This is a genomic window from Lentzea sp. NPDC058450 (assembly GCF_042721395.1).
Classification (GTDB): domain Bacteria; phylum Actinomycetota; class Actinomycetes; order Mycobacteriales; family Pseudonocardiaceae; genus Lentzea.
The window spans coordinates 67701-88413 of the sequence record NZ_JBHXLO010000028.1; the positions used below are offsets into that span (position 1 = coordinate 67701).

The 20713-nt window shown below is 69.8% G+C and carries 17 protein-coding genes; 8 read left to right on the forward strand and 9 right to left on the reverse strand.

Going from position 1 to position 20713, the window contains the following annotated elements:
• The first annotated feature begins 34 nt into the window (after positions 1-34).
• Positions 35-1780, forward strand: coding sequence for a hypothetical protein (locus ACFWNN_RS33920; protein WP_382444031.1), 1746 nt, complete (start codon positions 35-37; stop codon positions 1778-1780).
• Between the two features lie 24 nt (positions 1781-1804).
• On the forward strand, positions 1805-2530 hold the full coding sequence (locus tag ACFWNN_RS33925; RefSeq protein ID WP_382444032.1) for a nucleotidyltransferase domain-containing protein: 726 nt from the start codon (positions 1805-1807) through the stop codon (positions 2528-2530).
• Here the strand turns inward: ACFWNN_RS33925 and ACFWNN_RS33930 are convergent.
• Positions 2466-2855: a DUF4267 domain-containing protein gene (locus ACFWNN_RS33930; RefSeq protein WP_382444033.1), complete on the reverse strand. Its 390-nt coding sequence runs from the start codon at positions 2853-2855 to the stop codon at positions 2466-2468. The two genes, ACFWNN_RS33925 and ACFWNN_RS33930, sit on opposite strands and share 65 nt — an antisense overlap.
• Before the next feature lie 92 nt (positions 2856-2947).
• On the opposite strand from ACFWNN_RS33930, the gene ACFWNN_RS33935 reads away from it, so the two are divergent.
• Entirely contained in the window at positions 2948-3535 is a 588-nt protein-coding gene (locus tag ACFWNN_RS33935) for a TetR/AcrR family transcriptional regulator (protein ID WP_382444034.1), read from the forward strand.
• Here the strand turns inward: ACFWNN_RS33935 and ACFWNN_RS33940 are convergent.
• From ACFWNN_RS33940 to ACFWNN_RS33955, 4 genes are read right to left on the reverse strand one after another with little or no spacing between them, the layout of a single operon-like run.
• Positions 3494-4654 carry a class I SAM-dependent methyltransferase gene (locus ACFWNN_RS33940; RefSeq protein ID WP_382444035.1) on the reverse strand — a complete coding sequence of 387 codons (1161 nt, stop codon included), beginning with the start codon at positions 4652-4654 and terminating at the stop codon, positions 3494-3496. The two genes, ACFWNN_RS33935 and ACFWNN_RS33940, sit on opposite strands and share 42 nt — an antisense overlap.
• 1 nt (position 4655) lies before the next feature.
• A complete protein-coding gene (locus ACFWNN_RS33945) occupies positions 4656-5612 on the reverse strand; it encodes a class I SAM-dependent methyltransferase (protein WP_382444036.1) in 957 nt (318 codons plus the stop codon).
• Positions 5602-6381, reverse strand: a complete 780-nt coding sequence (locus tag ACFWNN_RS33950) for an enoyl-CoA hydratase/isomerase family protein (protein ID WP_285646908.1) — start codon at positions 6379-6381, stop codon at positions 5602-5604. Before ACFWNN_RS33950 ends, ACFWNN_RS33945 begins: the two co-directional genes overlap by 11 nt.
• Before the next feature lie 55 nt (positions 6382-6436).
• The gene (locus tag ACFWNN_RS33955; protein WP_382444037.1) at positions 6437-7279 is read right to left on the reverse strand and encodes an ABC transporter ATP-binding protein; all 843 of its coding nucleotides are present in this window, start codon (positions 7277-7279) and stop codon (positions 6437-6439) included.
• A 78-nt stretch (positions 7280-7357) separates the two neighbouring features.
• Here ACFWNN_RS33955 and glgX point away from each other — a divergent pair, with 78 nt between their 5' ends.
• From glgX to ACFWNN_RS33975, 4 genes are all read left to right on the forward strand, one after another.
• Positions 7358-9472, forward strand: a complete 2115-nt coding sequence (glgX, locus tag ACFWNN_RS33960; protein ID WP_382444038.1) for a glycogen debranching protein GlgX — start codon at positions 7358-7360, stop codon at positions 9470-9472.
• Between the two features lie 245 nt (positions 9473-9717).
• Positions 9718-10317 carry a cysteine dioxygenase gene (locus tag ACFWNN_RS33965; protein WP_382444039.1) on the forward strand — a complete coding sequence of 200 codons (600 nt, stop codon included), beginning with the start codon at positions 9718-9720 and terminating at the stop codon, positions 10315-10317.
• Complete coding sequence (locus ACFWNN_RS33970; protein ID WP_382444040.1) at positions 10314-10703, forward strand: rhodanese-like domain-containing protein; 390 nt, start codon at positions 10314-10316, stop codon at positions 10701-10703. Before ACFWNN_RS33965 ends, ACFWNN_RS33970 begins: the two co-directional genes overlap by 4 nt.
• A gap of 38 nt (positions 10704-10741) precedes the next feature.
• On the forward strand, positions 10742-11863 hold the full coding sequence (locus ACFWNN_RS33975; RefSeq protein WP_382444041.1) for a hypothetical protein: 1122 nt from the start codon (positions 10742-10744) through the stop codon (positions 11861-11863).
• Positions 11864-11930: 67 nt separating this feature from the next.
• Here the strand turns inward: ACFWNN_RS33975 and ACFWNN_RS33980 are convergent, their stop codons facing one another.
• From ACFWNN_RS33980 to ACFWNN_RS33995, 4 genes are all read right to left on the reverse strand, one after another.
• Positions 11931-12254: a hypothetical protein gene (locus tag ACFWNN_RS33980; RefSeq protein ID WP_285646903.1), complete on the reverse strand. Its 324-nt coding sequence runs from the start codon at positions 12252-12254 to the stop codon at positions 11931-11933.
• Between the two features lie 241 nt (positions 12255-12495).
• Positions 12496-13041 (reverse strand): hypothetical protein, encoded by a 546-nt coding sequence (locus ACFWNN_RS33985; protein ID WP_382444042.1) that lies wholly within the window; start codon positions 13039-13041, stop codon positions 12496-12498.
• 301 nt (positions 13042-13342) lie between these two features.
• Entirely contained in the window at positions 13343-15934 is a 2592-nt protein-coding gene (gene glgP / locus ACFWNN_RS33990) for an alpha-glucan family phosphorylase (RefSeq protein WP_382444043.1), read from the reverse strand.
• A gap of 949 nt (positions 15935-16883) precedes the next feature.
• Positions 16884-18446, reverse strand: coding sequence for a protein kinase (locus tag ACFWNN_RS33995; protein WP_382444044.1), 1563 nt, complete (start codon positions 18444-18446; stop codon positions 16884-16886).
• A gap of 242 nt (positions 18447-18688) precedes the next feature.
• On the opposite strand from ACFWNN_RS33995, the gene ACFWNN_RS34000 reads away from it, so the two are divergent.
• Complete coding sequence (locus ACFWNN_RS34000) at positions 18689-20665, forward strand: maltotransferase domain-containing protein (RefSeq protein WP_382444045.1); 1977 nt, start codon at positions 18689-18691, stop codon at positions 20663-20665.
• Positions 20666-20713: the final 48 nt, after the last annotated feature.

Below are 20713 nucleotides of genomic sequence, written 5' to 3' on the forward strand. Positions count from 1 at the left end.
TGACGGAGCCGCCTCTTGCAGGAATGATCCGAGGGTGACCGACATCGAGCAGCGGCTCGTCAACGCGGCCCGCGCCGGCGAGTGGCTGGAGTGCGCGAAGAAGGACGCCCCGGTACCGGCCGACCTCATCAGAGACCTGCTGCTGGGTCGTCACGGAGACCTCGACCCCGTCGGCGTGCGGCTCGACAGCGCCCGGATCCGCGGCGTCCTCGACCTGGACAGGGTGAAGGCCGCGGTCGGGCTGGCCTTCGTCGACTGCACGATCGAAGAACCGATCGAGGCCCGCTACGCGACCCTGCCCGACCTCCTGTTCTCCGGTGGCCGCTGTGCGGGGATCTACGCGGACGGCCTCCAGATCGACGGGGATCTGTTCCTGCGCGACGGGGTGCGCGTCGAGCGCGACGACGAGCGCGGCGCGATCAAGCTCATCGGCGGCCAGGTCGGCGGCGACGCCGAGTTCAGCGACGTGCGGATCACCAACGCCGCCGGTCCCGCCCTGAACGCGGACAAACTCACGGTCCGGGGCCAGATGCTGGTGCAGGGAGCCCGTTTCGCCGGGCACGGCGAGCGCCCGGCGGTGTCGCTCAACGGCGCCCGGCTCGCCTCGAACCTGGTCGTGACGTCCACCGAGATCAGCAACGACACCGGACCGGCGCTGGGGATCTGGGCCGCCGACATCGGCGGTCCCATCCGCCTGGAGGATGGCGTCCGGCTCACGTCGGGCGGTGCGGCGGGAGCACTCCTGCTCGTCGGCACGCACGTGTCGGGGCGCGTGACCCTGGCCGGCACGGACATCACCAGCGCCGGCGGACCGGGGCTGGACGCGACCGACGTCGAGGTCGGCGGATCCTTCCTCATCGCCGACACGAAGATCTCGAACGGCGCTGGTGCCGCGGTGACCCTGGACCACGCGCACGTCGGCGGCGGCATCTCCTTGACCGGCGGCACCCGGCTCTCCGCGGGCGGTGACAGCGGCGCCGTCAGCCTGAGCAACGTCCGGGCCGGTGACTGGTTCCTCTGCGAGGAGTCGATCGAACTGGCGGCGAGGTCGGAATCGCTGAACCTGCGGCACATGGTGGCGGGCGCGGTGCGATTGCCGCACTCCAGCCTGTGTCCCGACAAGCGACGAGGCAGCACATGTGACCACACGGGCCGTGTGCGGCTCGACGACTTCAGCTACTCCTCTCTCTCGCCGACGTGGCATTGGGAAGAGTGGCTGCACGTCATCCGCTGTCACACGCCCGCCTATCACGCTTCCGCCTACCAACGGCTGGCTGCGGTGGAGCGGGCCGCTGGGCACGACGGGACCGTCCGGCAGATCCTCATGGCTCAGCAGACGGATCTGCGGCGGCGCAGTCCGGAGTCGTTGGGTGGACCGCTCACGAGGTGGTTCCACTGGTTGTGGGGTGTGCTCGCCGGGTACGGGTACCGGGCGCGCAGGACGGCGGCGGCGTTGATGCTGGTGCTGGTGGCGGCCGGGGCATTGGGGTGGGTGGCCGGGCAGGTTTCCACGCGGCCTGGACATCTTGTGGCGGAACGGGTTGCCACGGCGCCTGTCGGGGCCGGGACTCCTTGTTCGACGGTCGAACTGGTGGGGCTCGGGCTGGATCGCGGGTTGCCGTTGGCGATGACCGGGATGCGGGCCCGGTGCGATCTGGACACCGCTTCGCGGAAGGGGCAGGCGTTCACGGCCGCCATCTGGGTGGTGCAGCTGGCGGTGTGGGGGCTGGCGACGCTGGCGCTGGCCGGGTACACGAACCTCGTTCGCAAGCCGGGCTGAAGTTCGGGCTTATAGGGTTGTGCGGTGTTCACCGTTTCGGAGCGCGATCAGTTGCGTCGTGACCTCGTCAACGCCGCCGACACTGATCCGCGGGTGATCGGGGCCGCGTTGACCGGGTCGGCCTCGGTGGGGGAAGAGGACCGGTGGTCGGACATCGACTTCGCGCTGTCGGTCGAGCGTGATCTTGATGCCGTGGTGGACGACTGGACCGCGCTGATGTACGCGTGCGGGGCTGTCAGTCACCTCGACGTGCGGCGCGGGACCGTGTTGTTCCGGGTGTTCCTGATGCGGTCCACGTTGCAGGTCGACGTGGCGTTCTGGCCGTCCGGGGAGTTCGGGGCCATCGGGCCGGCGTTCAAGCTGTTGTTCGGTGAGGCCAACGAGATTCCGCGGGCGCGGCAGCCTGATCGGGACTGGCTTGTCGGCATGGCCTGGTTGTACGCGTTGCACGTGCGGTCGTCGCTCGCGCGCGGGCGGGTGTGGCAGGTCGTGCACATGCTCAACGGGATGCGGGACAACGTGATGGCGTTGTGGTGTCTGCGCGAGGGCGTGAACGCGGTGCAGGGGCGCGGGCTGGACGACCTGCGCGACACTCAGGCGTTCGACGGCACGTTGGTGTTGTCCACGCATCCCGCCGAGCTGCGGCGGGCCTTTCAGGTCCTGACCGGGTTGCTGGTGGCCGAGATCAGTGAGCCTGAGCTGCGGGAAGCCGTGCAGGCGCTGTCTCACGCAGGAGCAGGCCGGCCGTGAGCACGACCAGCACGGCCGCGGAGCCGTGCACCATCAACGCGTAACCGACCGTGCCGCCGTGGGTGATCACGGCCAGGCAGTCCCCGATCGGGATGATCGCGTCGGCGAGGATCACCCAGCCCAACGCCCGGCGATGGCCCATGAGCAGCAGGATCAGAGCTGTCAACGCGTACGCGAGGTCGCGCACGCCCTTCACGACGTAGTAGCCGGCCGGGTCGACGATGCCGAAGCCCGCCGCCGCGCCGTCGCCGTTCAGCAGGTAGCCCAGGCCGAACCAGAAGCCCGCCACGACCACCAGGGCAGCCATCACCGTGTTGAAGCGCATCTCGATCCTCCATTGAAATCTAGCACTGCTAGCGACACGAGCGACGCTAACAGTCGACCGCTCGCTTGTCTAGCAGTGCTAGATTTTCGAGCGTGAGCATTCAGAACCGGCGGGAGCGCGAGCGGGCCGAGCGGCACCAGCTGATCATCGACGCGGCGCGGGACCTGGCCGAGGCGGAGGGCTGGGACGCGGTCACGACGCGCAGGCTCGCCGAGAAGGTCGAGTACAGCCAGCCGGTGCTGTACAGCCACTTCAAGGGCAAGGACGCGATCGTGCGCGCGGTGGCGATCCAGGGCTGCGGCGACCTGGCGCGGGAGCTCAGGAAGGCCCGACCCTCCCGAGGCGAGTCACGGCTGCGGGCGGCGGCGGAGGCTTACCTGAAGTTCGCGAAAGAACGGCCCGCGCTCTACGACGCGATGTTCGTGCAGCAGTCCGACATCCCGTGGGGCACGGACGAGGTGCCGCAGGAGCTGCTCGACGCGTTCGGCGAGCTCGTCGCCGCGGTCGAGCCGATCCGGGGCGAACGGCACCTGGAGGCGTTGACCGAGGTCTTCTGGACCTCGCTGCACGGCATCGCGACCCTCAAGCAGGGTGACAGGCTGCGGCCGGCGTACGACGACACCCGCCTCGAACTGCTGCTAGGTGCGCTCAGCCTCGCACAACACGAAAACGGGCTTTGAGCCGATCCGCGTCAGCACGACCGCGGCCGACGCCGACCCGGAGAGCTTCAGCCGTTTCCGCAGGGTGTTCGGGTCGACGTCCAGCCCGCGCACCAGGATCTCCAGCGCACCGATCCCCCGCGTCTTCAGCAACGACTTGAGCGACTTCTCCGTGTAGTGCCCGTGTTCGAGCACGCGGAACGCCCGGATGCCCGGCGGAGGCGTGTCCCCGCTCAGGTACGCGATGCGTTCGTCGAGCTGCCACAACCCGTGCCGCGCCGCGTAATGCCGCACGAGCCCGGCCCGCACGACCGCGCCGTCCGGGTCGATCAGCCACGCGCCCGGCGCAGACACCGGGCAGTCGTCGGGCTCGGCGTCGGTCAGCGTCCACGACGACGACCCGCGCAACACCGACGCGCGCCGGGAAACCCCAGGCGTGGCAAGGCCTCGCGTCCACAGACACGCCTCGCGCACGGCACCGTCCAGCGACACGACCTCGATCTCGTCGGCCCACGGCGCGACGGCGAAGTCGATGCCCGGCGCACACTTCACCGCGAGGTCGACCCCCGCGTACACCTCGGCCAGCTCGTCCAGCGGCGGCACGAAGTCCGAGGGATTCCACTTGCGACGGCCGGAGGAGTCACGACGAGCCGGATCGGCCGTCACGGCGGAAGCACGAGAGACCGGCCGCAACGCGTCCGCGATCACGACCGGCACTCCAGGAACGTTGTGGCGCGCCATGGCGACCCGCACCGGATCGAGGTCCGACCCGACACACCACGAAGCCACCGAGCTCAAAGCGAAGAGATCCGCACCGACGGAACACGTCACGTCGTGCACCGACCGACCGGCGAACCGCTCAGCGCGATGCCGTGCCACGGCCGAAGCCGTCGCCTGCTGCAGAGCGTCGTCGGTGAACAGCCACGACCCGGCCGAGTCCAGTTTGGACACCGCACGACGCCGCAGCAGCACGGTTTCCACGACCGGGGCGAACGACGGCCCCAGCAACGCGCGGGCCCTCTCGACGTCGCGCAACCGCGAGGCGTCGGTCAACGGATACCCGTCCACCGCGGCCAACGCGGCGACTCCTGCGGAAGAGCGCAGAAACGCCACGTCGTCCGCGGTGAACGCATACCCCAACTTACGAAGACTTCCTACCGGTGATCGACACGTTGTAGAACACCTCGCGCGGCAGCACCTTCGAGAGCACGTTCTGGTCCACCCACGAGAGGTTCTGCCAGGTGCGGTAGGCGAACATCGCCCACCCGAAGCCCAGCTTCTCGCGCGGCACCGCGGCCTCGAACGTCCGCACCGGCCAGCCGAACAACGCGGCCGACAGCTCGTCCGTCACGGCGTGCACCCCGACCGCGCCGGCGCGACGAGCGGTCGCCTCCAGCTGGTCCGGGTCGAACGTGTGCAGGTCGACCACGGCCTCCAGCGCGGCGGCACGGGACGACTCGTCGAGCTCCTCCTGCGGACGCCGCCACGACCCCAGCGCCGGCAGGGCCTTGGTGACGTTGGTCGTCAGCCACCAGGTCGCCGCGCCGAGCTTGCGCGCGTAGAAGTTGCCGATGTTCGTCGGGTCACCCGCGAACACGAACTTGCCGCCGGGCTTCAACACCCGCAGCACCTCGCGCATCGCCGACTCGACGTCCGGGATGTGGTGCAGCACCGCGTGCCCGACGACGAGGTCGAACGTGTTGTCGTCGTACGGGATGCGCTCGGCGTCGGCGACCCGGCCGTCCACGTCGAGCCCGAGGTGCGAGGCGTTCCGCAGAGCCACTTCGACCATGCCGGGCGACAGGTCGGTGACCGAGCCCTTCTTGATCACATCGCCCTGCATCAGGTTCAGCAGGAAGAAACCCGTGCCGCAGCCCAGTTCCAGCGCGTGCTCGTACGGGCCGACGTCACCCGCGGCGGCACGGAACCGGTCCGTCGCGTAGGTGATGCAGCGGTCGTCGTAGGAGATCGACCACTTCTCGTCGTACGTGCCCGCTTCCCAGTCGTGGTAGAGCACCTGGGCGAGCTTGGTGTCCTTGTACGCCGCCTCGACCTCTTCCGCGGTCGCGTGCGGGTTGGGTGCCGGGTCAGTTGCCACTGAACTTCGCCTTTCCGGGACCGTTCTCGATGAACGACTCCACGCCCGCCTTCTTGTCCTCCGTCGCGAACAGCGCCGCGAAGAGGTGGCTCTCGAGCTTGAGACCCGACTCCAGGTCGGTGTCGAGGCCGCCGTCGACGGCGGCCTTCGTCGCGGCCAGCGCCAGCACCGGGCCGTTCACGAACTGCCCCGCCCAGCGCCGGGCCGCCGCGTACACGTCGTCCGGCGCGACGACCTCGTCGACCATGCCGAGCTCTAGCGCCTCCTGGGCGCCGACGAACCGGCCGGTGTAGAGCAGGTCCTTGGTCTTGGCCGGGCCGATCAGCCGGGCGAGGCGCTGCGTGCCGCCACCACCGGGGATCAGGCCCAGCAGGATCTCGGGCTGGCCGACCTTCGCGTTGTCACCGGCGATCCGGCGGTCGCAGCCCAGGGCGACCTCGAACCCGCCGCCGAGCGCGTAGCCCGTGATCGCGGCGACCGTCGGCTTCGGCACCGAGGCCAGCGCGCCGAGCGCGTCCGACAGGCCCTTGGCCCGCAACGTCATCTCGGCGTGGGAGATCTGCGCGAACTCCTTGACGTCCGCGCCGGCCGCGAAGACCTTCTCGCCGCCGTACACGATCACCGCGTAGACGTCCGAACGCTCGGAGGCCTCCTTCGCGGCGGCCTGGAGCTCGGTCTGCACCTGCCGGTTCAGGGCGTTCATCGGCGGCCGCTCCAGGCGGATCGTGCCGATCCCGTCCTCGACTTCCAGCCTCACGAACTCAGCCACGCGGCCCTCCATCAGTTGTCGCGACGACGGTGTCACGTTACCCGGCAGTAGCTTGTCAGACCTTGCGGCGGGCGAAGAAGCGGTCCCCGGCCTTCTGCAGCTCCAGGTCCTGCCCGAACGTCTTGGAGAGGTTCTCCTCGGTCAGCACGTCGTCCAGCAGACCCTGGGCGACGATCGAGCCCTCGCGCAGCAGCAGCGCGTGCGTGAAGCCCGGCGGGATCTCCTCGACGTGGTGCGTGACCAGCACCATCGCGGGCGCGTCCGGGTCCAGGGCGAGCTCGGAGAGCTTCGCGACCAGGTCCTCGCGGCCGCCCAGGTCGAGGCCCGCGGCGGGCTCGTCCAGCAGCAGCATCTCGGGGTCGGTCATCAACGCGCGGGCGATCAGCGTGCGCTTGCGCTCGCCCTCGCTGAGCGTGCCGTAGAGGCGGTCGGCGAGGTGTTCCATGCCGAGCGTGCCGAGCAACTCGCGGGCGCGGTCGGTGTCTTCCTTGCCGTACTGCTCGCGCCAGCGGCCGAGCACCGCGTAGCCCGCGGACACGACGAGGTCCACGACGGTCTCGTCGGCCGGGACGCGGCCGTTCAGCGCGGCCGAGCAGAGGCCGATTCGGGGCTTCAGCTCCTGCACGTCCGTTTTGCCCAGGCGTTCACCCAGAAGATGGACCTTGCCCTTGGTCGGGTGCAGGTCGGCGCTGGAGAGCCTTAGCAGGGTCGTCTTGCCGGCCCCGTTCGGGCCCAGCACCACCCAGCGCTCGTCCAGTTCCACGCTCCAGTCGATGTTTCCGACCAGCGTGTTCTTGCCTCGGCGGACCGACACGCCCGCCATGTGCACGACCAGATCTGTCACGTCGACGTCCGCCACGCCCCCATTCTTCCGAACGGCCCCCGACCGACCACTCATCGGGGTGTCCCTCGGGCACTGCGCCGCCTGTGTGAAGTCTCAAGTTTTTTGTCGGTTCCGGATGCCAAGATCGGAGGCATGGCTACGCGACCCGAGTCCGAGGTGCTGGCAGGCCGACCGTTCCCCCTGGGGGCACACGCCGAGGCAGGCGGTGTCCGGTTCGCGGTGACGTCCCACGTCGCCGACGCGGTCGAGGTCTGCCTCGTCGACGACGACGGCACCGAGAAACGGGTCGAGCTGACCGAACGGACGTTCGGCGTCTGGCACGGGCTGGTGCCCGGCGTCACGCCCGGCCAGCGGTACGGGTTCCGGGTGCACGGGCCGTACGACGCGGGCCGCGGGCTGCGCTGCAACCCGGCCAAGCTGCTGGTCGACCCGTACGCGCGGCAGATCGAGGGGCGGATCACGAACCTCGAGGCCTCGCTCGGGTACGTCGGCGACCCGATGCACGGCCCGCCGTCGGCGATCGACTCGCTCGGCTCCGTGCCGTTGTCGGTCGTGAGCTCGCCGGGCGGCGCGGACACGGGCGTGAAGCCCGAGGTGCCGTTCGAAGAGGCCGTGATCTACGAGATGCACGTCAAGGGGTTCACGAAGAACCACCCGGAGATCCCGGAGAAGCTGCGCGGCACGTATCTCGGTCTCGCGCACCCGGCCGCGATCGAGCACCTCGCGCGGCTGGGCGTCACGTCCGTCGAACTGCTGCCGGTGCAGGCGTTCCAGGACGAGCCGTCGCTCATCAGCCGCGGCGCGAGCAACTACTGGGGCTACTCGCCGTTGGGCTACTGCGCGCCGCACGCCGCGTACGCGAGCGAGCCGGGCAACGAGATCCAGGAGTTCCGCACGATGGTCGCGGCGATGCACGCGGCGAACATCGAGGTGCTGATCGACGTCGTCTACAACCACACCTGCGAGGGCGGTCCGGACGGCCCGACGATCTGCTTCCGCGGCTACGACGCGCCGGGCTACTACCTGCACGCGGGCGGCGGCAGCACGGTCGACATCACGGGCTGCGGCAACACGCTGGACGCCGGGTCGCCGCAGGTCGTCAGACTGGTGACGGACTCGCTGCGGTACTGGGCGGACGAGATGGGCGTCGACGGGTTCCGGTTCGACCTCGCCTCGACCATGGGCCGGCCGGGCGGCGGGTTCTTCGACCGCGACTCGGCGTTGCTGACCGCGATCACGACGGACCCGGTGCTGTGCCGGTCGAAGCTGATCGCCGAGCCGTGGGACGCGACGGGCGACGGCTACCGCGTCGGCGACTTCGGCGTGCAGTGGGCGGAGTGGAACGGCCGTTATCGCGACACGGTCAGGGACTTCTGGCGCGGCCACACGTCCGTGCGCGACCTCGCGTACCGGCTGTCGGGGTCTTCCGACCTCTACGCGGACGACCTGCGCCGGCCGTGGCAGTCGATCAACTTCATCACCGCGCACGACGGCTTCACGTTGCGGGACCTGGTGTCCTACAACGACAAGCACAACGACGAGAACGGTGAGCAGAACCGCGACGGCACCAACGACAACAGGTCGTGGAACTGCGGCGCCGAGGGCGAGACGACCGACCGGGAGGTCCTCGCGCTGCGGGCGAAGCAGGCGCGCAACCTGCTCTCGACGCTGCTGCTGTCGACCGGCACGCCGATGATGACGGCGGGCGACGAGATGTGGCGCACCCAGGGCGGCAACAACAACCCGTACTGCCTCGACAACGAGGTCTCGTGGGTCGACTGGACCACCAGCGAGGCCGGCGAGGCGTTGCTCGGGTTCACCCAGCGGCTGATCGACCTGCGCGCGTCCTCCCCCGCGTTGCGGCAGCCCGAGTTCTTCGAGGGCCGCACGACGCCGAGCGGCAACCCCGACCTGGTGTGGTTCCGGCCGGACGGCCACGAGATGGCCGAGACGGACTGGTTCGACGAGGGCCGCCGCACGCTCGGCATGTTCATCGACGGCTCGAACTGCCTGTCGCGCACGCGGGACGGCGAACTCGTGTCCGACGACTCGTGGCTGATGCTGATGCACGCCGGTGCGGAGGCCATCAGCGTGACGCTTCCGCACGAGCGCTACGGGCCGTCGTACGAACCGTTCCTCGACACGACGACGGTGGACGGGTCGCCGGCGAATCCCGGTTCCCTCGCTCCACGTGCGACGGTGAGCGTCCCGGCGCGCTCGTTGTTGCTGCTCCGCATCCCGCGCTGAGAACTCCTTGCGGTCACTTGACTCTGTGTCCGACGTTCTTCCGCCAAATGGACGCTCTAGCCACACTCAGAGTGCGTCTGGCACCATCACGGACGTGGTCGTCTACTGCTGGACCGACCGCACGATCGACTTCGTACTCGTGGCGTCGTGCGCGTGTAGGCCGACGCGACGCTCGCGCTGACAAAAGCGCCCTGCGTCGCGTCTGAGTCGCTACCCCAAACGACGCGGCCTTCAGGAGCGAGTGCGTGACTTCGACGTATGCCGAAAACCTTCCCGGACAAGAACAGTTCGACCTCCACCCCGCGCTGGACAGCAGGCTGCTGCGCGACGTGATCCACCCGTCGCGCGACCTGTGGACGCCCCGCGAGCTGCGCGACCTGACGTCGTTCGTGGCGAGCGAGCTCACCACCGGGCTGCTCCAGATCCTCGACTACTCGACCGAACGCCGCTGGTGGGCGCGTCTCGGGCTGACCGAGGGCGTCGAGCTGTGGTTGCTGTCGTGGCTGCCCGGTCAGGGCACCGAGCCGCACGACCACGGTGGGTCCGCCGGCTCGTTCACGGTGCTCAAGGGCAAGCTGCAGGAGGACTACCGCTACCCCGCCGGGCCGATCCGGTCGGCCGTGCGCGACACCGGGGACGCGCTGGGCTTCGGGTCCGGGCGGGCGCACCAGGTGCTGAACCCGTTCGACGCGCCGGCCGCGACCGTGCACGCCTACTCGCCGCCGCTGGTGCCGACGCGCGAGTACGCCTCGTTGCTCGACATCCCCGACTCGATCCCGCCACTGCCCGCGCAACGCCTGCCGCTGGCCGAACTGCGTCAGCTGGCCGACCTGGAGGGCCCGTGAGCAAGCTCGACACCATCCTCGGCGAGGCCCGGTCGCACCTGAAGCGGCTCGAACCGCACGAGGTGCTGGCGCTGGAGGACGTGCTGGTCGTGGACATCCGGCCCGCGCACAACCGGCTGGCCGAGGGCGAGATCGAGAACTCGGTCGTGGTCGAGCGGATCGTGCTGGAGTGGCGGCTCGACCCGGAGGGCGACTGGCGGCTGCCGGGGTTCACCGCGGACACCACCGTCGTCGTGGTCTGCAACGAGGGCTACTCGTCGTCGCTCGCGGCCCGGGACCTGCAGCGCGTGGGCCTGCCGAACGCGACGGACCTGGTCGGCGGGTTCCGCGGCTGGCGGGCGGCGGGGCTGCCGGTCCGCGAGGGCGGCTCTCAGCCGGTGGTCTGAGCTCGGAACCACCGTCGCGCCGGTAGCGTCTGCTGACCGTGACTGTTGTGCGTTGGGTCGTCACGGCCCTGGTGGTGGCCGGAACGATCGCCTGGACCCTCTCGGAGTTCTACCTCGGGCTCGCCGGAGCGCTGGCCGGCCTGCTCGTCGAGCTGATGGCCGCGCAGGCGGGCCTGGCGCTCGGCGCCGTCCTCTTCGGACTCCGGATCACGCACGTGATCATCGGGCTGGGTGGCGAGCTCAGGTCGTGGACGTGGACCCACCAGCGGGTGGTGCTGCGCAAGATCCCGGTCCTCGCGACGGTGGGGATCAGCGGGCTCAAGCCCGGGGTGCGGCGGCGGACCGTCCTCACCGGAGCGTTCGCGATCGCGTTCTGCGCGGTGGTCGCCGGGCTGACGTGGCTCGCCGCCGGGTCGTCGTTCGGCAAGGGCATGGCGCTCGCGGCGACGGCCTGCTTCCTGCTGCAGCTCGCGCCGTTCGAGAAGCCCGGCCACACGAGTCTCGGCTGGTACGTGTTCACGCTGCCCCGGATGACCGGGCGGCCGCTCGGCGAGCTGGAGGCACGGCCGCGCGTGGTCGCCGGCATGGACGCCTACCAGCGCGGGGACGTCGACGAGGCCGAGCGGATCCACGCCGAGCTGGTGCGGGAGCACCCCGACCTGCTCACGGTCGTGGGGCTCAAGGTCGTCACGTCGTGCGCCCGCGGGAAGTACCTCGACGCGATGCAGACGGTCATCGGGCTGACCGCTCGCGAGGACCTGAGCACGCGTGACCTGGCGTTCGTCATGGCCACGACGGCCGGGGTCGCGGTGCTCGCGGTCGAGGCCGGGCAGTTCCCCGCCGAGGTGGGGCTGGAGACCGCCCGCAGCATGTTCGGCAACGCCTACCAGGCCGGGTACCCGAAGCACCGTGCTCACGGGACGCTCGCGATCATGGCGCTGGTCGAGGGCGACACGGCCACGGCCCGGCAGCTCGCCGGGTACTCGGCGGAGGCCAGCGAGAACGCCGTGGGGCGGGCCGACGACCTGATCACGATCGCGCGGGCGTGGATGGCGGACGGCGACAACGCGAAAGCCCGCGAGCTCGTGGCCGAAGCGCACGAGCTCGCGGGCTGGAGTCCGCGGGTGGCGGCGACCCGCGCCCGTCTGGAGATCAGCTGACCTGGGGAAGCCGGCCGGTGCATCGGCCGGACATCAGCTGAGCGCCAGACGAATCCTCCGGTCCGGATCAGCCGGGGAAACCGGGCGAATTGTTGCCGTTCCCACCCGAGTTGCCGGCACCGACGTTGTTGCCACCGCCGCCGTTGCTGTTGCCGTTACCGCCGTTGTTGTTGTTCCCGACGTTGTTTCCGTTGCCTCCGATGTTGCCCGATCCGGTCACGTTGCCGTTGCCGGGAGTCCACGGGTTGTGCGACAGCGCGGTGATGGAGATGGGACCAACCAGCTGCGTGTCCAGCACGTCACGGCTCTGGGTGGGAGCGGCGTGCGCGGTCGACGCGAAGAGTCCCATGCCTGCGATAGCGGCACCGAGGACGATTGCTTTCTTGATCATCTGCAGTTTTCCGTTCTTCGAGCAGCGGATCGAGCAAATTCAGGTTAACCACATCTCCGCGCCGATTACGAATCAGTCGCACCATTGTGTGCTTTACCCGAAAACCCTTGAACTGCGACAAATGGGTGACGTCGCAGCTCGTCCAGGTTATTCCGGTCCAAACGGAATACTACTCTCCGTGCACGGCAAAGGGCCCGTCACCGAGACCGGTGACGGGCCCTTTTCCACCCCGCGTGGAGAGCTAGCTGTTCTGGATCGGCAGTGGCAGGCCGGGCAGCGCGGGCAGGCCGCCGGGAGGCGCCGGGAGGCCGCACTTGCTCAGCAGGTCGGTGACGGTCTTGAGCAACGTGGTCAGCAAGCCGGTGAGTTTGCCGACGTCAGGCAGTGCGCCACCGGCGGCGCCCAGCACCGTGCCGCCCAGCCCGGCGATGCTGGCGATCAGGTTCAGCACGACCGGCAGGCACTGGTCGACCGGGCCGGCGTATTCGACGGCCGCCTTCGGGATCGGCACGCCCGGCACGCTGACCGGAGGTGTCGGCAGACAGCCGGAGCTCTGCATCGCTGTCACCAGACCGAGCAGGTCTCCGACGAGCGGTGTGACGGCGCCCACGTTGGGCAGAGGCAGCAGGCTGCTGACGGTTTTCGTGAGCTTTCCGGCGAGGTCCGTGACGAGACCGGCGCACGCCGCCGGCAGTTCTGGCGCGGCTGGTGCCGCACTGGCAGCCGGGACGGTAGAGGCGGTGAACAGTGCTGCGACGAGCGAGAGTGCGGTAATCGTTTTCTTCACGGCTACCTTCTTCCTCAATGCGCAATTCACTTGGAGCCGCCCCTGGAAATGCCTTCAGCGAATTCCGAAGCGGTTCATTCCATGCCGTCGAGCGTAAGCCCGCTTCTCAGCCCCTACCAGCGGAAATCACGAATTCACCCGCTTGAAAAGAGGTCATTCGTTTGAGTTACGGGGGCCACGAGGCGCACGCGGGAAGCTCGTTACGAGCAGTGAACAGGCAACAAGGAAGACGAACAGATCAGGGCATCCAGCCCGCCGTTGCTCGGCGAACCGGATGCCCTGTGTTGATCTAGTAAAAGGGTCAACTAGCCAGTACGACCCTGCCGAGTTCCGCCGACGTGGCCAGGAGGCCGTGCCGGGGCAGCACGCGGACGGTGTAGCCGAGCGCTCCGGCGTGCGGCAGGGGCACCTCGGCCTCGTAGTTGCCGTTGCCCGCGTAGTTCATCGGCGCGGACACGATGTCCTTCAGCTCGTCGGAGTCGTGCGACACCTTGCCGAGCACGACCTGGACGTCCACTTCGGACGGTTCCAGCCCGGCCAGCTCGACCCGTGCCCGCACGATGACCGGCGACCCGAGCACCGGCACCGACGAGCCGCCGAGCACCAGGTCGCTGTCGAGCACCCGCACCCGCGTCCACGAGGCGCGCAGCCGGTGCCGGTAGGCGGAGAGCTCCTTGGCGCCCCGGTAGCCCTCGCCGACGACGGTCTGCGCGGACGCGGCGGCCGGCGCGTAGTACGTCTCGACGTACTCGCGGACCATGCGCGAGGCCTGCACGACCGGCCCGAGCGAGGCCAGCGTGTGCCGGACCATCGACATCCAGCGGGTCGGCACGCCGTCCTCGCCGCGGTCGTAGAACAGCGGCGCGACCTGCTGACCGAGCAGCTCGTAGAGGGCGTTGGCCTCCAGGTCGTCGCGGCGGACCGGGTCGGTGATGCCGTCCGCGGTCGGGATGGCCCAGCCGTTCGAGCCGTCGTACAGCTCGTCCCACCAGCCGTCGCGGATGGACAGGTTGAGGCCGCCGTTCAGGGCGCTCTTCATGCCGGACGTGCCGCACGCTTCGAGGGGGCGCATCGGGTTGTTCAGCCACACGTCGCAACCCCAGTACAGGTACCGGGCCATGGACATGTCGTAGTCCGGCAGGAACACGATCCGGTGCCGCACGCCGGCCTCGTCGGCGTAGCGCACGATCTGCTGGATGAGCGCCTTGCCACCGTCGTCGGCCGGGTGCGACTTGCCCGCGACGACGAGCTGCACGGGCCGTTCGGGGTGCAGGAGGAGGTTCCGCAGCCGTTCGGGGTCACGCAACATGAGCGTGAGGCGCTTGTACGTGGGCACGCGCCGTGCGAAGCCCACGGTCAGCACGTTGGGGTCGAACACGCCGTCGGTCCAGCCCAGTTCCAGCGCCGACGCGCCGCGCTGCAACCAGGACTCCCTCAAGCGCCTGCGGACCTCGTCGACCAGGCGGCCGCGCAGGGTCGACCGGATCTCCCACAGACCGGCGTCGGTGACCGGCTCGAACGCGCCGATGCCCAGGCCGTTGCCGGTGTGGCTGTCCGCTTCGGACGCTCCGAGCAGCTTGCTCATCTCGGTCGCGGCCCACGTCGGCCCGTGCACGCCGTTGGTGACCGACCCGATCGGCACCTCGGTGGCGTCGAAGCCCGGCCAGAGCCCGCGGAACATGTCGCGGCTGACCTCACCGTGCAGTTTGGACACACCGTTGGCGCGCTGGGCGAGCCGCAGGCCCATGTGGGCCATGTTGAACATGCCGGGGTTGTCCTCGGCGCCGAGCGCGAGGATGCGCTGGGTGTTCACGCCGGGCACGAGGTTCTCGGCACCGAAGTAGTGCTGCACGAGGTCCACCGGGAACCGGTCGATGCCGGCGGGCACAGGCGTGTGCGTCGTGAAGACCGCACCGGCGCGCGCGGCCGTGAGCGCCTGGTCGAAGTCGAGCCCGTCGTTGGTGATGTACTCGCGGATCCGCTCGAGGCCGAGGAACCCGGCGTGGCCCTCGTTGGTGTGGAACACCTCGGGCTGCGCGTGCCCGGTGAGCTCGCAGAACGTGCGCACCGCCCGCACCCCGCCGATGCCGGCGAGGATCTCCTGGCGGATCCGGTGGTTCTGGTCGCCGCCGTAGAGCCGGTCCGTGACGCCGCGCAGGTCCTCGTCGTTCTGCTCCACGTCGGAGTCGAGCAGCAGCAGCGGGATGCGGCCGACCTGTGCCTTCCAGATCTTGGCGCGCAACATCCGGTCACCGGGCATCGCCACGTGGACCAGGATCGGCAGGCCGGACGGCTCGGTCAGCAGCTCCAGCGGCAGCCCGCGCGGGTCGAGCACCGGGTAGTGCTCGATCTGCCAGCCGTCGAGCGACAGCGACTGCCGGAAGTACCCGGACCGGTAGAGCAGCCCGACCGCGATGAGGGGCACGCCGAGGTCGCTGGCCGCCTTGAGGTGGTCACCGGCGAGGATGCCCAGACCGCCCGAGTAGTTCGGCAGCGCCTCGTGCACGCCGAACTCCATGCTGAAGTACGCGACGCTGGTCGGCAGCGGCGTGTCCTTGGTGCTGCCGTGCTCGCGCCGCTGGACGATCTCGTCCTGCCGGCGCTGGTACCAGCGCGGCCCTCCGACGTACCGCTCCAGGTCTGTGGCGAGCGCGTGGACCTTGAGCAGGAACTGCTCGTCTCTCGCCAGGGACTCCAGCTTCCCCGCGTCGACGACGGAGAGCAGGCGCAACGGGTCGCCACCGACCTCGGACCACACGCGGGGGTCGATCGAGGAGAACAACTCCTGCGTGGGCGGGTGCCACGTCCAGCGCAGGTTGGTGGCGAGCGTGCTGAGTGCGGACAGGGGCTCCGGCAGGCTGGCTCGGACGGTGAACCGGCGAAGTGCTCGCATGACGAGGCAACTTACCTGCCACCCCTGAGTGCCTGACAACGTTCCCGGTCACACCTGCAACGACTTGCAGAACCGGTTCAGCCGGGGCACCGGGTGTGAGCAGGTCAGACGCGCGGGGCGGGGGTTTCCGGGCGTCCGGTTGGCACCCGGTCCGGTGACGGCGGTTCGGGGGTGTGGGGGCGGGTGTGGACGGTCCGGTCGGGACACGTGGGCCGGGCTCGGGGGTGGGTGCGGGTGGTGTGGGGAGAAGCGGGACGGGATGGAAGGACGGGCCCGCGGGACGGAGCGGGTGGGGTGGGGCGGGTGCGGGAAGGGCCGAGGCGCGGCGGCTGGTGGGTAAGGAGAGGCGGGGACGGGCTGGCATGCGGGAGCAGGGCGCGGCGGCTGGCGAGACCGAGCGGCGGGGGCGAGGCGGGGCGGCGGGGCTTGCTCGCAGAAGTGGGGTGCGCCGGGTGGGTGTGGCAGAGCCGAGGCGCAAGGAAGAGAGGCGGGACGCGCTGCCGGCTGGCATGCGGGAGTGGGCGGGGCGCGGGAGGCGGGGCGACCTGCAGAGCCACGGGGCGCTGCGAGCGGGCGAGGCGGAGCAGGGTGGCCGCGGCGCGTCGGGCGAGGCAGAGCGGCGTGGCCGCGGCGCAGTCCGGCAAGCGGGTGCGAGGCGAACCTGCGGCGAGCGGGGCAAGCGCGGCAGTGGGCGCGGGACCGAGCGGCGGCGCGGACCTGGGGCGGCGGAACGGGCTGCCCCGCAGGAGTGGTGCTGGGCACGAGGCAACGCGCGGAGGCAAGGCGCGGTGGCGGCCGTTGTGCGGAGCGGCCGGATGCAGGGGTGGGGCGGGGCCGCGGGGCTGGGGCGCTGGTCGCGAGGTGTGAACGGCCCACCCGGAACTCATGTGCTGCGGGTGGACCGTTCACGACGGTGTGAACGGTCCACCCGCGGTCGTTGACGCGAGGGTCAGCGGTCCTCGGCGATGATGCGGAGTTTGTCGTTCTTGCCCGAGATCGCCAGGCGGTGTTCGACGGTGGTCGTCTTGTCGCCGTCCTTCTCGGTGAGCTGGAGGGCGGTGGTGACCGAGAAGTTGCCGTCGTCGTCGGCTTCCACCAGGGGGTCGCCGGCCAGGGCCAGCTTGCTGTACTTGCCCCAGAACTCGCGTTCGCGGCCCAGGTCCGGGGCCTGGTCGGGGGCCCAGTCGTTGCGGGCCGCCTCCACGTTGGCCGGGAGCTTGGCGTAGTGCTGCTTCACGAAGGTGGCGACCTGGGCCGGGGTGAACTTGACCGGCGGCTTCGTGGAGGAGGGCTGGCTCGGCTTGGTCTGGGACGGGGTCTGCTTCTCGGTGGTCTGGGCCGGGGGCTGGGCGGCCGGCTTCTCGGTGGTGGTCACGGCGGTCTCGTACGCGGTGTTCGAGGTGGTGCCGGGGCCGGTGGCGGTCTTGTCGTCGCCGCCCGAGTTGATGATCGCGTAGGCGATGCCGGAGATCAGCAGGACGCCGAGGACGGCCGCCGCGATCGCCAGGCCCCGGTTCTTGCGCGGTTCGGGCTCGGGCTCGTAGCGGTCGTCGTAGTCGTCGTAGGTCGCGGGCAGCGGGGCCGGTGGGCGGGTGGGCTGCGGGCGCGGCATCGGCCGTTGAGTGCCAGGGCCTGCCGCTCCCATCACGGCGGTGCCGGTGGGCGGGGTCATCGGGCGCGGCGGGATCACGCGGGTCGTCGGGACCGGCTGGCCCGCGGCGATCGCCTTCAGCTCCTCGGCGGCCTGGGCGGCGGTCGGGCGCTGGGACGGCTCGTTGGCCAGCAGGCGGACCAGCAGGCCGGTGAGCGGGCCCGAGCGGTTCGGGGGGCGGGTCTCGCCGCGCGCCACCTTGTAGAGCAGGCCCAGGTCGTTCGTGCTCTTGCCGAACGGCGGTTCGCCCTCGGTCATCGCGTAGATCGTCGCGCCCAGGGAGAACACGTCGGACGGCGGCGCGGGCTCGGCGCCGCGGGCCAGCTCCGGCGCCAGGTAGGCCGGCGTGCCGGCGAGCATGCCGGTCTTCGTCACGGCCACGTCGCCCAAAGCGCGCGAGATGCCGAAGTCGGTGATCTTCACGGTGCCGTCGCGTCCAATGAGGACGTTGCCCGGCTTGATGTCGCGGTGCACGATGCCTGCGGCGTGGGCGGCGGCCAGGGCGCCCGCGGCCAGCGAACCGATGCGCGCGGCCTCCTGGGGAGGCATCGGGCCGCGCTCCAGGATCGAGGACAGGTTGCGGGACGGCAAATACTCCATGACAAGACAGGGCTTGCCGTCGTCCTCGACCACGTCGTAGACGGCGATCGCGTTCGGGTGCTGCAACCGTGCCGCGATCCGGCCCTCGCGCATGGCGCGCTGCACGGCCTCGTGGAACTCGTTCGACTCCACGTCGTTGAGAAGCAGCTGCTTGACCGCTACATCACGGTGCAGGAACTCGTCGCGCGCTCGCCACACGACGCCCATGGCTCCGGCGCCGAGCTGGTCGAGCAGGACGTAGCGACCTCCAAGCTTGTTCACGCGCGCACGGTACCTGTAGCGCCCTCTTAACACGGTGAGTTGTGCGCGAAGAGTCCAATGATGCGGACACCAAATGGCGGGAAGGTGGACGAAGGCCCCTGGACACGATCTGCGTTCGAGGTGTGCGATCGAGAGTGTCGGGGTACGGATCTAGATGGGGTAACCCGCTGTCACACGGCTTGATCGAGCAAGGCAGGATTTGAAGCATCAACGCGAAGCGACACGGCGGAAGGGCGCTGCCGATGAGCGGACGGCTCGGTATCGATGACGTATCCCCGGTGGTGTCGGCTGGTAGGTATCCAGCCAAAGCCGTTGTGGGAGAACACATTCCGGTTCACGCCACGGTCTGGCGCGAGGGTCACGACAAACTCGCGGCGACGGTCAGCTGGCGCGGGCCGAACGACCGAGTCGCTCGCCAGACCCGCATGCACGAGGTCGGAATCGGGCTCGACAGATGGGGCGCGACGGTCGTTCCGGACCAAGAAGGCGCCTGGACGTTCCGGATCGATGCGTGGAGTGACCCCTGGGGCACCTGGAACCACGCCGTTGAGGTGAAGATCGCGGCCGGTCAAGGCCCCGGTGATCTCGCAAACGATCTTGAAATCGGTGCCCGGCTACTCGATCGGGTGGGAAAGCGACCCGATAGGCGACAAGAGCGAGCACTTCTCATGTCCGCCGCGGAAGCGCTGCGGGACGAGGACCGGCCGCTCGCCGAACGGGTCGCGCCGTCGTTCGCCGCCGACGTCCAGAAGATCATGTTCGAGCACCCCGTGCGCGAGCTGATCACCAAGGGCAAGACGCACAAGATCTGGTGCGACCGCAAGAAGGCCGCGTTCGGCTCCTGGTACGAGTTCTTCCCGCGCAGCACCGGCGGGATCGACGAGACCGGCCAGGCCGTGCACGGCACGTTCGCCACGGCGACCAAGGAGCTCGACCGGGTCGCGGCGATGGGCTTCGACGTCGTCTACTTCCCGCCGATCCACCCCATCGGCCGGGTCAACCGCAAGGGCCCCAACAACACGCTCGTCGCCACGCCCGAGGACACGGGATCACCGTGGGCGATCGGCGCGGACGAGGGCGGGCACGACGCGCTGCACCCGCAGCTCGGCACGATCGAGGACTTCGACGCCCTGGTCGAACGCGCGAACGAGCTCGGCCTGGAGGTCGCGCTCGACTTCGCGCTCCAGTGCGCGCCCGATCACCCGTGGGTGCTCAAGCACCCGGAGTGGTTCACGCAGCTGCCGGACGGCACGATCGCGTACGCGGAGAACCCGCCCAAGAAGTACCAGGACATCTACCCGATCAACTTCGACCTCGACCCGCAGGGCCTCTACCACGAGGTGCTCAGGGTCGTGCTCTTCTGGGCCGAGCACGGGGTGCGGATCTTCCGGGTCGACAACCCGCACACCAAGCCGCCGGACTTCTGGCAGTGGCTGATCTGGAAGGTCAAGGAGGCCTACCCGGACACGCTGTTCCTGGCGGAGGCCTTCACCAGGCCCGCGCGCCTCTACGGCCTCGCGAAGCTCGGGTTCACCCAGTCCTACACGTACTTCACGTGGCGGACGGGCAAGCAGGAGCTGATCGAGTTCGGCGAGGACGTCCGCGACCACTGGGACGAGGCACGCCCGAACCTGTTCGTGAACACGCCGGACATCCTGCACGAGTCGCTGCAGCACGGCGGCCCGGCGATGTTCGGTCTGCGCGCGGCGCTCGCGGCCACGCTCTCCCCCACGTGGGGCGTGTACAGCGGCTACGAGCTGTTCGAGCACGAGGCGGTGAAGCCGGGCAGCGAGGAGTACCTGAACTCCGAGAAGTACCAGCTGCGGCCGCGCGACTACGCCCGTGCACTGGCGGACGGGCGCAGTCTCGAACCGTGGCTGCGCAAGCTGAACCACATCCGCAAAGCCCACCCGGCGCTCCAGCAGATGCGGACGCTGCAGTTCCAGACCGTCGACAACGACGCGATCGTCGCGTTCTCCAAGCGCGACCCGGAGACCGGGGACACGGTCGTGGTCGTCGTCAGCCTCGACCCGCACCACGGCCAGGAGGGGACGCTGTACCTCGACCTGCCCGAGCTCGGGTTCGACTGGCACGAACGCGTGATCGCGCACGACGAGGTCACCGGCGAGACCTGGGACTGGGGTCAGGCCAACTACATCCGGCTGGAGCCCTGGCGTGCCACCGCGCACGTCGTCAGCCTCCAACGACGTTTCTCCTAGGGCACCGCGTCCGCCCGCTCAACCGCTCAACCCCCGACGAGGTGGGAA

Bases quoted from the DNA above. Each gene is read 5' to 3' on its own strand.
- ACFWNN_RS33930 (WP_382444033.1), bottom strand. From the start codon at position 2,855: ATGCGCTTCAACACGGTGATGGCTGCCCTGGTGGTCGTGGCGGGCTTC.
- ACFWNN_RS33955 (WP_382444037.1), bottom strand. From the start codon at position 7,279: ATGAGTGGTCGGTCGGGGGCCGTTCGGAAGAATGGGGGCGTGGCGGAC.
- glgX (WP_382444038.1), top strand. From the start codon at position 7,358: ATGGCTACGCGACCCGAGTCCGAGGTGCTGGCAGGCCGACCGTTCCCC.
- ACFWNN_RS33980 (WP_285646903.1), bottom strand. From the start codon at position 12,254: ATGATCAAGAAAGCAATCGTCCTCGGTGCCGCTATCGCAGGCATGGGA.
- glgP (WP_382444043.1), bottom strand. From the start codon at position 15,934: ATGCGAGCACTTCGCCGGTTCACCGTCCGAGCCAGCCTGCCGGAGCCC.
- ACFWNN_RS34000 (WP_382444045.1), top strand. From the start codon at position 18,689: ATGAGCGGACGGCTCGGTATCGATGACGTATCCCCGGTGGTGTCGGCT.